This is a genomic window from Roseomonas sp. CAU 1739, assembly GCF_039839775.1.
Classification (GTDB): Bacteria; Pseudomonadota; Alphaproteobacteria; order Acetobacterales; family Acetobacteraceae; genus Neoroseomonas.
Genome location: NZ_JBDOQQ010000040.1, coordinates 1 through 13,459, shown reverse-complemented (window position 1 = coordinate 13,459; position 13,459 = coordinate 1). Strand labels below are relative to the sequence as shown.

Below are 13,459 nucleotides of genomic sequence, written 5' to 3'. Positions count from 1 at the left end.
TCGCACCCGCGCCATGCACCCCTGGCTGCACGCCTACAACACCCTCAGGCCCCACTCCGCACTCAAGGGATTGCCACCAGTCTCCCGCATCCAAAGGGACAATGTCCTTGGCAATGACAACTAGCCAGCGGTCGGAGGGCTGGGTGCTGGTGCCGGACCGCTATGATGATGGCGGCGTCTCGGGCGGCACGCTGGAACGCGCGCCGCTGCGGCGCCTACTTGCCGATATCGAGCGCGGGCTGATCGACGTGGTGGTGGTCTACAAGATTGACCGCCTGTCGCGCGCGCTGATGGATTTCGCCAAGCTGGTGGAAGTCTTCGACGCGAACAACGTGACCTTCGTGTCCGTGACGCAGAGCTTCAACACGACGACCAGCATGGGGCGCCTCACGCTGAACATCCTGCTCAGCTTCGCCCAGTTCGAACGCGAGGTCATCGGCGAGCGCATCCGCGACAAGGTGGCGGCGTCGCGCGCGCGCGGGATCTGGATGGGGGGCTTCGTGCCGCTTGGCTACGATGCCAAGGACCGCAAGCTGCTGGTGAACGAAGCCGAGGCGGCACTGGTGCGCCGGATCTTCGAGGGGTTCGTCGAGACGGAATCCGGCACGAAACTGGTCACCATGCTCCGGGCCGAGGGCGCCACGACGAAGCGCGGCCGCGCCTTCACCAAGAGCGACATCTATCGGGTGCTGAGCAACCGGACCTATCTCGGCGAGGCGATGCACAAGGGGAAGTCGCATCCCGGCGAGCATGCCGCCATCGTGCCGCGGGCGATGTGGGACGCGGCGCACGCCCTGCTGGCGGTCAGCCCGAAGACACGCGCCAACCGCACCCGCTGTCAGACGCCGTCCCTGCTGCGCGGGCTGATCTTCGGCAGCGACGGGCGTGCCATGTCGCCCACCCACGCGCGGGGGCGCCGCGGGCAGCAGTACCGCTACTATGTCAGCCAGTCGGTGCTGAAAGGCAGCGCCGCGGACGGGCCGGCCATCGCCCGGATTTCCGCCGCGGAGATCGAGGGCGCCGTCATCGCGCAGGTTCGCGGGCTGCTGCGCCAGCCGGAGGTGGTGATGGGCGCCTGGAGCGCCGCAAGGGCATCGGCGCCCGACATGACGGAGGACGAGGCGCGCCTAGCGCTGGAGCGGCTCGACCCACTATGGGAGGAGCTCTTCCCCGCGGAGCAGGCGCGCATCATCCGCCTCCTTGTCGATCGGGTGGACATCGGTTCAGGCGGCGCCGACGTGCGGCTTAAGCTTGAGGGGCTGGCCAGCCTGACGCGGGACCTCGCGACACCACCGGCCGAATCGGCGAGGGCGGCAGCGTGAGCGGCGCCGCACAGATACTGACCGTCCGGGTTTCGCTCGCGGTCCGGAAGCAGCGGAGCGGGCGAAAGCTGGTGGTGACACCGGGCGGCACCACGAACCGGGGCCCCTCGGCTGCAGACACTACGCTGGTGAAGGCGCTGGCCCGGGCGTTCCGGTGGCGCCGGATGATGGAGACGGGCCGCTACGGCACGATCGACGAACTGGCGGCGGCGGAGAAGATCAACGCGTCCTACGTCTCGCGCGTGCTGCGCCTGACGCTGCTGGCGCCGGATCTCGTCAAGGCGATCCTGGACGGGCGACAGCCGGAGGGGATGACGCTGCCGGGGCTGATGGAGCCGTTTCCGGTGGAGTGGGCGCTGCAGGGTGCTGGCCGCCCAGAAGAGACCGGGCCGCCGTTCATCGCGTCGTGGAGTTCCGAAGAACCGTCCGCCGTATCACCAGGCTGAATGTCCACCCCGTGCTGTAACAGCTTCGGGCCGGCAAGGCCCGCACCCAATTCAAGTTCGGCGTGAACGTCTCGCTCGCCACCACCAACCGCACCGCGCCGGGCGGGCAGTTCGTGCTGAGCGCTCGCAGCCTGCCGGGCGCCCCCTCGACGGCCACACACTCGCCATCCAGATCATCCATACCCAGCGCTTCACCAGCGTGCCGGTCGCCCACCGCGTCACAAGCCAATCTGTTGGCTGGCCACCGCGGTATCCAGGCCCAACTCCGCGAACCGGGCCGGAAACACGTGGCCGAATATCTCAAGGCTGCAAACGGCCGACTGCATGGCGCGGCGCACGGCGTGGTCAAAGATCGGGCCCGGCTCGTGCAGCATGGTCTGTGTCATCAGACGATCACCGTCCTTACCCGCGATGATGTCCATGCTCCCCGTGACCCCCCCCTCGTTCGGGTGAGCGCCAAAGTCAATCGCAGACGCATAGAGCGTGGTAAAGCGTGCCCCCATCGCCTCATCGGCGGACTTCACGCTCCGGCCCACGCGCCCCGCCGTGAACTCGCCACGTACCTTGTTCTCTCCGCCGGGTTCGGAGCGGCTCAGCAGTGTCTCCGCCCGCTCTGGGTGATCTTTGATATGAAGCGAGTAGCCGGCGTACTCGAGCATCGCCCTGCACATCACGTGTGTCTCGACTGCCATCCCCGACGTGGCGTTCGCGACTGCCGTGCGGTACGCGGTGTAGCAGCGCAGGAACAGATGGGCCGCTAGGATGTCAGACGGGTCGCGCCAATCTGTGGTCATCCGCTCGAACAACTCGTCGATGGCGCTGAACCGTGCCCACGTGTCTGGCAACTGCGCGAAGGTGGCCCATTGGTTCCCGCGTACCTGATCGAGCCACTTCGTCAGCGCGTCGCGGCCCCAGTTTGGTGGCGCGGGCCTGGGTGCGTTGTGCGGCTTGCTTTCGGGCTTCTGACCCATGCTCATCTCCACCTGCTTGCGTCCCGCGTAGCGCTACCAGGTAGGCGGACTCGCCGCCAACCTCGCCGCGTGCGAGAAGGTCAACTCATCCTACGTCTCGCGCGTCCTGCGGCTGACCGTGCTGTCGCCGGATATGGTAGAGGCAATCCTGGACGGGCGGCGCGCGGTACAGCTGCCCGAGTTAATGCGAGTATTTCCTCTGGAATGGGCAGAGCAAGCCGTTAGGATCGACCACAACCCAGCGTAGTCAGCCCGGAAACACGCCCATTCTCCCTGAACTCTCAACCGCCGTATCAGCCACTCGGGCACCGAAGCTCGCCAACAGCGAGATTGAGGCCGCCAATCGGGCGGAGGCCACAGCACTCCTGATACGCGCCGGCTTCAGAGTTTATCGGCCAGAGGCTGATGTGACGGGTGAGGACCTCGTCATTCGCTGGCCTGCTGGAATGCTGTCCGCGGTCCAGCTGAAGGGGCGACCGACCGTTGAATGGGGGCGTTACGGCGGTCGCGGTATCTGGATGCTGTTTCCTGATCCGCATGGCCGTTTACCGGGCAGAGATTGGTTCCTGATTGATCACGATGCTTTTTTCTCGTGGGTCAAGGACCGGCATGGTGCCACTGCAAAGTGGGACCAATCGTGGAGCTACTCGTACATCAGTAGGGCGCTCGGCGCGTTTCTTGCGCCGCACTGTCATTCCCTTTGGGTCAGTGCCGCGACAGCCGTCGGCGCCGGGCCGGGCATCATGACAAACGAATCGTAAGCGACGTGGACAAGAAGGCCCTCAGCGAGCGCGACATCTGCTCGAAGTTCATCACGCCCGCCCTCCGCAGCGCCGGCTGGGATGAGATGCTGCAGATCCGCGAGGAGGTGACGTTCGCCAAAGGCCGCATCATCGTCCGCGGCAAACTGGTGACCCGGGGACAGGCCAAGCGCGCCGACTACATCCTCTCGGCTAAGCCCAATATCCCGCTCGCCGTCATTGAGGCGAAGGATAACACCCGCAGCGTCGGCGATGGGCTGCAGCAGGCACTGGAGTACGCTGAAACGCTCCAGATCCCCTTCGTGTTCTCGTCAAACGGGGATGGCTTCATCTTTCATGATCGAACAGCCGCTGGCGGGGCAACGGAAACCACTCTCAGCCTTGAGCAGTTCCCTTCCCCCGACACGCTCTGGGCGCGCTATCGGACCTGGAAGGGCCTGGACCCTGCGGCAGAGAAAATCGTGCTTCAGGACTATTACGACGACGGCAGCGGCAAGGCCCCGCGCTACTATCAGGTCAACGCCGTCAACGCGGCGATCGAGGCCATCGCCAAAGGGCAGGACCGCATCCTGCTCGTGATGGCAACCGGCACCGGCAAGACCTACACCGCCTTCCAGATCATTTGGCGCCTGTGGAAGGCCGGCCGGAAGAAGCGGATTCTGTTCCTGGCTGACCGCAACGTGCTGATCGACCAGACCATGGTCAACGACTTCCGCCCCTTCGGCGGCGCTATGGCGAAACTCTCCACCCAGTCCAAGACCATCGAACGCGCCGACGGCACGCAGGTGGAACTCCCCCTGGCATTGGACCGCCAGCGCCGGATCGACAGCGCCTACGAGATCTATCTCGGCCTTTACCAGTCCATCACCGGGCAGGAGGAGCGCCAGAAGCTCTATCGCGAGTTCTCGCCTGGCTTCTTCGATCTGATCGTGATCGATGAATGCCACCGCGGCAGCGCGGCCGAGGATTCTGCCTGGCGCGAGATCCTGGAATACTTTTCCGCCGCCACGCAGATCGGGCTAACCGCAACACCGAAGGAGACCCGCTACGTCTCCAACATCGCCTATTTCGGGGACCCGGTCTTTACCTACTCCCTGAAGCAAGGCATCCGGGACGGCTTCCTTGCGCCATACAAAGTAGTGAAGGTCCACATCGACCGCGATGTCGAGGGCTACCGGCCGGAACGAGGACAGCTCGATCGGGACGGCGAAGAGGTTGAAGACCGTATCTACAACTCCAAGGATTTCGATCGTACGCTGGTGCTGGACGATCGCACGAAGCTCGTCGCGAAGAAGGTCACTGAGTTCCTGCGCGAGAGCGGGGACCGCTTTCAGAAGACCATCGTCTTCTGTGTGGACCAGGAACACGCCGCGCGCATGCGCCAGGCGCTGGTCAACGAGAATGCCGACCTTGTCGCCGCCAATCACCGCTACGTTATGCGCATCACCGGCAACGACAAGGAAGGGCAGGACCAGCTCGGCAATTTCATCGACCCGGAATCCTCTCACCCGGTCATTGTTACCACCTCACGCTTGCTCTCGACCGGTGTGGACGCCCAGACCTGCCGGCTAATTGTGCTCGACCGCGAGGTGGGCTCGATGACCGAGTTCAAGCAGATCGTCGGCCGCGGCACCCGCGTGCATGAGGACACGCGCAAGTTCTACTTCACCCTGCTGGACTTCCGCGGCGCCACGAACCACTTCGCCGACCCCGACTTCGACGGCGAGCCAGTGCAGATCTATGAGCCCGCTGATGATCCGGTCACCCCGCCCGATGACGTCCCATCAGGCGACGAGGATGCCGTGACACCCGGCGCTGAAGAGACCGTGGTGGATGACCCCACGGGTGTCCACCTTCCGCTGAAGGGCGGCGGCCAACGCAAGGTCTATGTAGACGGCGTGGGTGTCGGCATCATCGCCGAGCGCGTCGAGTACTTGGACGAGAACGGCAAGCTGGTGACGGAATCGCTCCGCGACTTCACCAAGGCGGCCCTGCGCAAGCGCTTCGCCAGCCTGGACGACTTCCTCAGGCGCTGGAAATTCTCCACCCGCAAGCAGGCCATCATCGAGGAGCTGGAGGCCGAGGGCCTGCCCCTCGACCCGATCGCCGACGAGCTGGGGAAGGATCTCGACCCGTTTGACCTGATCTGCCACATCGCCTTCGACCGCAAACCTCTGACGCGCCGCGAGCGGGCGGAAAGCGTCCGCAAGCGCGACGTCTTTTCGAAATACGGCCCCCAAGCTCGCGCTGTGCTCGATGCCCTCCTGGCGAAGTATGCCGATGAGGGTGTGCTCGCCCTCGACGACGCCAATGTGTTGCGGGTAACCCCCTTCACCGCCATGGGCAGCGTCGTCCAGCTTGTCCGCGCCTTTGGCGGAAAGCAGGGCTTCGAACAGGCGGCCCAAGAGCTCCAGGCGGCTCTTTACCTGGAGGTAGGATAGCGGTGCCGATCCTCCTCGTTGGCCGAGACGTGAAGGTCGTCCGGCTGAGCCTTTCGCTGAATTCGTTCCCGGCCTTGCTGGCTGAACATAGGCTATCTGACCCAACAACAGCAGCTGTCGAGCAACGAGGTCAGACCTACGTCGCGGGCGGCTACCAGCCGGCCGACACCCGGGAATTCGTCCGCGCCGTCTGCCGATGGGGCAATTATGACGGCGTTGCTGGCAATGTCCTGAAGCACAATACAGTGTCGAGCATCGCCGCCGCCTTTCGGGAGGGCCACGATCACGTGGTCGCCGGGCGGGCGGCGGCCGCAATCGTAAGTGTCACAGGCCTGAAGGGCCTTCGGATCTCCTTTGGATCGAAGCACCTTAAGTTTCTCGCTCCCGACCATGCCGTGGTCCTCGATAGCATCATCAGCGAGCGTTTGGGTTATCCCCGGACGCCCGACGGCTACGCGGAATTCGTGCAGGACTGCGCTAGCCTGCGCGATACACTGAACCATGAGGGCATTGCCCCCTCGCCTGATCAGTCTGCTTGGCGCATCAGTGACGTCGAAATGGCCATTTTTAAGAGTGTGAACCCCTAGTTATGTCGGCCCGCACCATCGTCAAATCCATCCAGGACATCATGCGCCAGGACAGCGGCGTGGATGGGGACGCGCAGCGCCTCAGCCAGCTTTGCTGGATGTTCTTCCTCAAGATCATCGATGACCAGGACCAGGAGCTGGAGCTCCTGAAGCCTGACTACCGCTCCCCGGTACCTGAGCGGTTCCAGTGGCGCAGCTGGGCCGCGGACCCGGAGGGCATCACCGGCGAGGCGCTGCTCGACTTCACAAACGGCGAGCTGTTCCCCGCGCTGAAGTCCCTTCCCGTCTCAGCCACGCCGGGTGACCGACGTCGGGTGGTGCGGGACGTGTTCGAGGACGCCTACAACTACATGAAGTCCGGCCAGCTGATGCGCCAGGTGGTCAACCGCATCACCAGCATCGACTTCAACAACCTCACCGAGCGCCAGCATTTCGGCGACATCTATGAGCAGCTGCTGAACGACCTCCAGTCCGCCGGCAACGCGGGCGAGTACTACACCCCCCGCGCCGTCACGGCCTTCATGGTTGACCGCATCGACCCGCACCCAGGCGAGATCCTCTTCGACCCCGCCTGCGGCACCGGCGGCTTTCTCACCTGCGCGTTGCGCCACATGCGCAACCGCTACGTGAAGAAGACCAGCGATGAATGGCTGATGCAGGGCGCCCTGCGTGCGGTCGAGAAGAAGCAGCTGCCGCACATGCTGTGCGTCACCAACATGCTGCTGCACGGCATCGAGGACGCGAGCTTCGTCCGCCACGACAACACCCTGGCCCGCCCCTACACCAGCTACACCCAGTCCGACCGCGTGGACATCGTGCTGACCAACCCGCCCTTCGGCGGGCGGGAGGAAGACGGGATTGAGAGCAACTTCCCCGCCCATTTCCGCACGCGGGAGACGGCGGACCTCTTCCTCGCGCTGATCATCCGCCTTCTGAAGCCGGGCGGCCGCGCCGCTGTGGTGCTGCCCGACGGCACCCTGTTCGGGGAAGGCGTGAAGACCCGCCTGAAGGAGCACCTGATGGCGGAGTGCAACCTGCACACCATCGTCCGGCTGCCGAACTCGGTCTTCAAGCCCTATGCCTCGATCGGCACCAACCTGCTGTTCTTCGAGAAGGGCTCCCCCACCACCGAGACCTGGTTCTGGGAACACCAGGTGCCCGTGGGCCAGAAAGCCTACTCCATGACCAAACCGATCCGGCTTGACCACTTCGCGGACTGCACCGCCTGGTGGGGCGGGCCGGCGCGCGAAGGGCGTGTGGAGAGCCCCCAGGCCTGGCGGGTGACGGCCGAGGCGGTGAAGGCCCGCGGCTACAACCTCGACATCAAGAACCCGAACACGGTCGCCGAGGGCCATGGCGACCCGGAGACGCTGCTGGCCGAACTCGACGCCGCCGAGGGCGAGACGGCCCGGTTGCGCGACCATCTGAAGGCCATCCTGGCGGAGGCGCTGGCCCGGTGACCCATGCTATCCTCGCCCCCATGGACGCCACGCCGATCATCGCCGAGCTGGATGCCAAGCGGGAGGCGCTGACCGCGCTGTGCCGCCGCTTCGGCGTGGCGCGGCTGGAACTGTTCGGCTCCGCCGCGCGCGGCACGGACTTCGCGCCGGCGCGCAGCGACCTCGACTTCCTGGTGACGCTGACGCCGGCCGCGCGCGACGACCTCGCCGCCTTCGCCGAACTGCGCGAGGCGCTGGAGGCGCTGTTCGGCCGCCGCGTGGACCTGCTGGAGCGCGAGGCGATCGAGGCCAGCCGCAACCCGATCCGCCGCCGCCGCATCCTGAATGAGGCCCGCCCGCTCTATGCCGCCTGAGCCGCCGTCGCTGCCCGAGCGCGACCTGGCGCTGCTGTGGGACATGCTGCTGGCCGCGCGGGATGCGCAGAGCTTCGTGGCGGGGTTGGACGAGGCCGCCTTCCTGGCAAGCCGCCTGCACCAGGCCGCCGTGATCCGCGCGCTGGAAGTGCTGGGGGAGGCGGCGGGCCGTGTCTCCCGCGAAAGCTGCGCGGCGCTGCCGCAGTTGCCCTGGCGAGAGATGACGGGGCTGCGACACCGACTGATCCATGGCTATGCCGAGGTGCGGCTGGACTTGGTTTGGCACGTGGCGACCGAGCGGCTGGGGCCGCTGACGGCGATGCTGGAGGCGCTGCTGCCGCCGGAGGATGGGGCATGAACCCGGCGCGGTTGCTGGCGCTGTATGAGCGCATCGCCGAGGCGCCGGATGCGGTGGCGCGGCTGCGGCGTTTCGTGCTGGACCTCGCGGTGCGGGGAAAGCTGGTGCCGCAAGATCCGAGCGAAGAGCTCTCTCAAGAATTGCTGAAGCGCGTTGGACGTAGCTTAAGCGCGTCCCCAGAGCTTCCGCCCAACTGGCGACGGGCTTCGTTAGGCGCCCTGGTGCAGTTCCAGTACGGGAAAGGGCTTCCTGCGACCCAGCGCTCAGCCGAAGGGCCCGTGCCGCTGTTTGGGTCCAACGGTATCGTCGGATACACCACTGAAGCGCTAACCAGTCAGCCCGCTGTCATTGTCGGGCGCAAGGGTTCCGCTGGTGCGCTCAATCTGTGCGATGGGCCATCGTGGACCACCGACGTGGCCTATTTCGTAGAGGCGCCGACTTATATCGCGCTGCGCTTCCTCTTTCTCTCCCTCGATGCGCTTCGGCTCGGCGAACTCGGGAAAGGCGTGAAACCCGGCCTTAGTAGGTCCGACGCCTACGCACAGCAGATCAACATTCCACCCATCGATGAGCAGCACCGCATCGTCGCCAAGGTGGATGAGTTGATGGCGCTGTGCGACCGGCTGGAGGCGGCGCGGACGGCGCGGGAGGCGACGCGCGACCGGCTGGCGGCGGCGAGCCTCGCCAGCCTCAACACCCCCGATCCCGAGACCTTCCCGGCCGACGCCCGCTTCGTCCTCGACGCCCTGCCCGCCCTCTCCGCCCGCCCCGACCAGATCAAGCACCTCCGCCAGACCATCCTGAACCTCGCGGTGCGCGGGAAGCTGGTGCCGCAGGACCCGAACGACGAACTGGCTACAGACCTCATCAAACGCATAGCGGCTGAACGAGATGCCCTCGTGAAGCGGCGCGAAATCAGGAATGAGGAGCCCGTCAGTCAGGTTGCTGTCGCGGATGCTCCATTCGATTTGCCGCCCCGATGGGTTTGGGCGCGTCTGGGTAATGCGGTTCTGTTCACGCAGTACGGAACCTCCGAGAAGGCTACTCCCAGCGCAAAGGGAGTTCCCGTCCTTACAATGGGGAACATCCAGGCGGGCAAGGTCGTGTGGGGTGACGAAAAGCGGATCCCTGAGGATTCCGATGCCTTCCCGGCTCTGTGGCTCCGCACGTTCGATCTCTTGTTCAATAGGACGAACAGTGCCGAGCTCGTTGGTAAAGTGGGCATCTATCTCGGCGCAGACAATCAGCTAACGTTCGCCTCCTATCTGATCAGGCTGCGGCCGTCCCTCAAGTCGACAGACCCACGGTTCTTGAATCTTGCGCTAAACACCTCCGAATTCCGGCGCACCCAGATCGTCCCCTTAATCAAGAAGCAAACCGGCCAAGCCAACGTGAATGGTACCGCATTGAAGAATATGCTGGTTCCTATCCCACCCCTCGCCGAACAGCACCGCATCGTCGCCAAGGTGAACGAGCTGATGGCCCTCTGCGACGCGCTGGAAGCCAGCCTCGCCGCCGCCACTGCCGCCCGCACGCGCCTGCTTCAGGCCACCCTGGCCGAGGCCCTCATGCCGGCGGAAGGTCGCGAAATGGAAGCCGCGGAATGACGGGCTCACGGATCTACAACGTCTATTGTGACGAAAGCTGCCACCTTGAGCACGATGGTGTCCCCGTCATGGCGTGGGGTGCAGTGACATGCCCTCAAGGTGAGGCGCGGGCCATCGCCGAAGCGATCCGGGCGTTGAAATCGGCACATGGCTTGAAGCCCAGCTTTGAGGCCAAGTGGACCAAGGTTTCGCCTTCAAAGGCTGGGTTCTATCTGGCTCTGATTGACCTGTTTCTAGCTGACGATCGCATGCGCTTTCGCGGGCTGCTGGTGCCTGACAAGGCGCTCCTCGATCACGCGCGCTTCGATCAGAGCCACGATGAATGGTACTACAAGATGTATTTTACGATGCTGCGCCCTATTTTCGCGGCGCCGCATCGCTATCGCATCTATCTCGACGTAAAGGATACACGGGGCGGGCCGAAGACCCGCAAGCTGCATGATGTGCTCGCCAACAGCCTGCTCGATTTCGAACGCCAGACGATCGAGCGAGTGCAGCAGGTGAGAAGCCACGAAAGCGAACTGTTGCAGGTCGCCGATCTTCTTATCGGCGCGCTCACCTACGCCAACCGAGGCCTCGCCACGAGTCCGGCGAAGGTTGCGATTATCGATCGGCTTCGCGCTAAGCTCGGGCAGAATGCGCTCTCGCGCACGTCGACCTTCGCCGCCACCAAGTTCAACATTCTGGTGTGGCGGGCGCAGGGGGCGGCCGGATGAATCCGCCCGATCTGCTACCCTTCAATGCCTTCGACGGCGACTGGGCTGCTTATGAAGCGGCCTTGCACAGTATCTTTATCAAAGAGATCGCGCGTGGGGGGATCATGTTTGGCGCGGCGACGGTGAGCTGCCGTCGTCTACCTGAAGCGAGTGGCCGGTGGGCTTCGTTCTGGCATCTGGTTCAGGAGGGTCCCGTCGAGGACGATCGTTTGCCTGATCTTCGCCGCTGCGAGCGGATCCGCTGGGTGCGATGGGTGATAGAGAATGCCGCAACTCATGCCGAGATCGACATGTGGGAGAACAGACGCGGCAGCGAACTCAACACGTTGCTGTGGTTTCGTGAGGAGTATCTGGTAGTTCTCGGGCAGCGCCAGGGATATTGGCTCCTGAGAACGGCCTATTGCACCGACAAGAGCGGACGGATCGCGCAACTCAGGAAGGAGCGAGATGCTTGGCGCCGCGCCAGGCCCTGAAATAGCTGAAGCCGCCCAGGCGAACCTCGGCGGCCTCGAATGCTCCTCCTACGCATGGCAGGTGAGACGCGCGGAAGATGCCTACAGCTGGCGCTAAAGTCAAGCAAAATCCTGCTCTTGCAAGGCAAGTTCGCGCATCGGGCGCGGCGGTAATCTTTGGAAAATCAAAAGGTTGCATTGCCGCGCGACGTTCGGCCGGTTCCTCGGCACGTCTCCCGATGCATGGCTGGCCGCGCGCCTGTAGGTCCCCGGAAGGCGTGCCGTGACGTCCGGGGACCCGATACCTCCAGCGCCAATCGAGAGCAACGCACTTGGCCCCGCGACGACTTCTGTCGCGCGCAAATTGACGAGCGCCGAGATCGAAGCCGCCAACCGTGCCGACGCCACCGCCCTGCTGATCCGCGCGGGCTACAGCGTCTATCGACCGGAAGCCGACGTGCGCGGCGAGGACCTCATCCTCCGCACGCCCGTCAGCCTGCTCCGCCCCGTCCAGCTCAAGGGACGGCCAAGCGTCGAATGGGAGCGCTACGGCGGCCGCGGCATCTGGATGCTCTTCCCCGATCCCTGGGGCACGCCCGGCGCGTGCGACTGGTTCCTGGTCGAGCACGACACCTTGTACGCCTGGGTGAAGGATCGCCACGGGACCAGCCCGAAGTGGGAGAAAGCCTGGAGCTACTCCTACGTCAGCCGCCCGCTTGCTGCGTTCCTCGAACCCTTCAGCCATCGGCATTGGTGACGGCGAATGGCCATCAACCTCGTCATCGCCGTCACCGATGATGACTGGTTCGAGATGCTGCGTCATCGCCCCGATATCACGGAGGTGAACTTCTGGGCGCCCTCCGCCGCCAACTTCCGCGCCCTCCAGCCCGGTGAGCTCTTCCTCTTCAAGCTGCACGCCCCGCGCAACGTCATCGTCGGCGGCGGCATCTTCGCCCACGCCAACGCCATGCCCTGGTCCATGGCCTGGAGCACCTTCGGTGAGGCGAACGGCGCCCGCTCGGCGCAGGAAATGCGCAGCCGGATCGCCCGCTACCGCCGCGCCGATCCCGCCGATCGTACGGAGTTCGAAATCGGCTGCCGCATCCTCACCCAGCCCTTCTTCCTCGACGAACGGGACTGGCTGCCGGTGCCGCCGAGCTGGGCCCGCAACATCGTCTCCTTCAAGACCTACAGCACCGGTGACGCGGAAGGCCTGGCCCTGTGGGAAACGATGCAGGACCGCATGGCGCAGCGCGTCGTGCCCGGTCTTGCCGAGCCCCCGCCGCGTTTCGGCGAACCGCACCTCATCCGCCCGCGCCTCGGCCAGGGCGCCTTTCGCGTGCTGGTCACGGACCTGTATCAGCGCCGCTGCGCCGTGACGCAGGAACGCACCCTACCCGCGCTGGAGGCCGCCCATATCCGCCCCTACGCCGAAGGCGGCCAGCACGAGGCCAGCAACGGCCTCCTCCTCCGCCGCGACCTGCACAGCCTGTTCGACGCCGGCTACGTGACCGTGACGCCTGACCTCCACTTCGAGGTCAGCCGCCGCATCAAGGAGGAGTTCGACAACGGCAAGCACTACTACGCGCTGCACGGCCAGGAGATCGCCACACCTGGTGACGCCCGGCAGCGCCCTGACCGCGCCGCCCTGGTCTGGCACAACGAAAATGCGTACCGAGGCTGAGCCATTGGACACGCGCGACGGCAATTGCGCGAGCCGTGTTGCGCGAGAGAACGAATGAATAACGACACGCTCCACGAGACATCTGTCGGTAGAACCGTGATCGCGTTCGCCCAAATCGAACGCATGCTCGACTATATTGTCGGCCTAGCAATTTACCACGGCGGCTTCCCCAAGCCGACTAAGAGCCCATCCGGAAAGGAATTGAATCGGCTGAATCGGATGTGATTCGCTGATCCTGCGGACGATTCGTGGGGCGGATGATGGTGTGGACGGTAGAGCATCGGCGTGCGGCGGATCGACG

General features: G+C 64.8%; 13 protein-coding genes. 12 read left to right on the top strand and 1 reads right to left on the bottom strand.

From position 1 onward, the window contains the following. Window positions 1–113 precede the first annotated feature (113 nt). Together AAFN86_RS29215 and AAFN86_RS29210 are read left to right on the top strand one after the other, a co-directional pair. Entirely contained in the window at window positions 114–1,322 is a 1,209-nt protein-coding gene (locus AAFN86_RS29215) for a recombinase family protein (RefSeq protein ID WP_347547234.1), read from the top strand. Next, the gene (locus AAFN86_RS29210) at window positions 1,319–1,768 is read left to right on the top strand and encodes a hypothetical protein (protein ID WP_347547233.1); all 450 of its coding nucleotides are present in this window, start codon (window positions 1,319–1,321) and stop codon (window positions 1,766–1,768) included. Before AAFN86_RS29215 ends, AAFN86_RS29210 begins: the two co-directional genes overlap by 4 nt. Before the next feature lie 218 nt (window positions 1,769–1,986). Here AAFN86_RS29210 and AAFN86_RS29205 read toward each other — a convergent pair whose 3' ends face one another. Continuing rightward, the gene (locus tag AAFN86_RS29205) at window positions 1,987–2,739 is read right to left on the bottom strand and encodes a hypothetical protein (RefSeq protein ID WP_347547231.1); all 753 of its coding nucleotides are present in this window, start codon (window positions 2,737–2,739) and stop codon (window positions 1,987–1,989) included. 766 nt (window positions 2,740–3,505) lie between these two features. On the opposite strand from AAFN86_RS29205, the gene hsdR reads away from it, so the two are divergent. The 10 genes from hsdR (at window position 3,506) to AAFN86_RS29155 (ending at window position 13,158) form a co-directional block, all read left to right on the top strand. Further along, window positions 3,506–5,941 (top strand): EcoAI/FtnUII family type I restriction enzme subunit R, encoded by a 2,436-nt coding sequence (gene hsdR, locus AAFN86_RS29200; RefSeq protein WP_347547230.1) that lies wholly within the window; start codon window positions 3,506–3,508, stop codon window positions 5,939–5,941. A 2-nt stretch (window positions 5,942–5,943) separates the two neighbouring features. Then, entirely contained in the window at window positions 5,944–6,528 is a 585-nt protein-coding gene (locus AAFN86_RS29195; protein ID WP_347547229.1) for a hypothetical protein, read from the top strand. Between the two features lie 2 nt (window positions 6,529–6,530). After that, window positions 6,531–7,988, top strand: a complete 1,458-nt coding sequence (locus tag AAFN86_RS29190; RefSeq protein WP_347547228.1) for a class I SAM-dependent DNA methyltransferase — start codon at window positions 6,531–6,533, stop codon at window positions 7,986–7,988. Further along, the gene (locus AAFN86_RS29185; protein ID WP_347547226.1) at window positions 7,985–8,341 is read left to right on the top strand and encodes a nucleotidyltransferase domain-containing protein; all 357 of its coding nucleotides are present in this window, start codon (window positions 7,985–7,987) and stop codon (window positions 8,339–8,341) included. Before AAFN86_RS29190 ends, AAFN86_RS29185 begins: the two co-directional genes overlap by 4 nt. Then, the gene (locus AAFN86_RS29180; RefSeq protein WP_347547224.1) at window positions 8,331–8,699 is read left to right on the top strand and encodes a DUF86 domain-containing protein; all 369 of its coding nucleotides are present in this window, start codon (window positions 8,331–8,333) and stop codon (window positions 8,697–8,699) included. The genes AAFN86_RS29185 and AAFN86_RS29180 overlap by 11 nt, the downstream gene beginning before the upstream one ends. After that, window positions 8,696–10,306 carry a restriction endonuclease subunit S gene (locus AAFN86_RS29175; RefSeq protein WP_347547222.1) on the top strand — a complete coding sequence of 537 codons (1,611 nt, stop codon included), beginning with the start codon at window positions 8,696–8,698 and terminating at the stop codon, window positions 10,304–10,306. The genes AAFN86_RS29180 and AAFN86_RS29175 overlap by 4 nt, the downstream gene beginning before the upstream one ends. Continuing rightward, window positions 10,303–11,022 (top strand): DUF3800 domain-containing protein, encoded by a 720-nt coding sequence (locus tag AAFN86_RS29170; protein WP_347547220.1) that lies wholly within the window; start codon window positions 10,303–10,305, stop codon window positions 11,020–11,022. The genes AAFN86_RS29175 and AAFN86_RS29170 overlap by 4 nt, the downstream gene beginning before the upstream one ends. Continuing rightward, window positions 11,019–11,495 (top strand): hypothetical protein, encoded by a 477-nt coding sequence (locus AAFN86_RS29165; RefSeq protein ID WP_347547218.1) that lies wholly within the window; start codon window positions 11,019–11,021, stop codon window positions 11,493–11,495. Before AAFN86_RS29170 ends, AAFN86_RS29165 begins: the two co-directional genes overlap by 4 nt. A gap of 262 nt (window positions 11,496–11,757) precedes the next feature. After that, window positions 11,758–12,231, top strand: a complete 474-nt coding sequence (locus AAFN86_RS29160) for a hypothetical protein (RefSeq protein WP_347547216.1) — start codon at window positions 11,758–11,760, stop codon at window positions 12,229–12,231. Between the two features lie 6 nt (window positions 12,232–12,237). Further along, window positions 12,238–13,158, top strand: coding sequence for an HNH endonuclease (locus AAFN86_RS29155; RefSeq protein ID WP_347547214.1), 921 nt, complete (start codon window positions 12,238–12,240; stop codon window positions 13,156–13,158). Window positions 13,159–13,459: the final 301 nt, after the last annotated feature.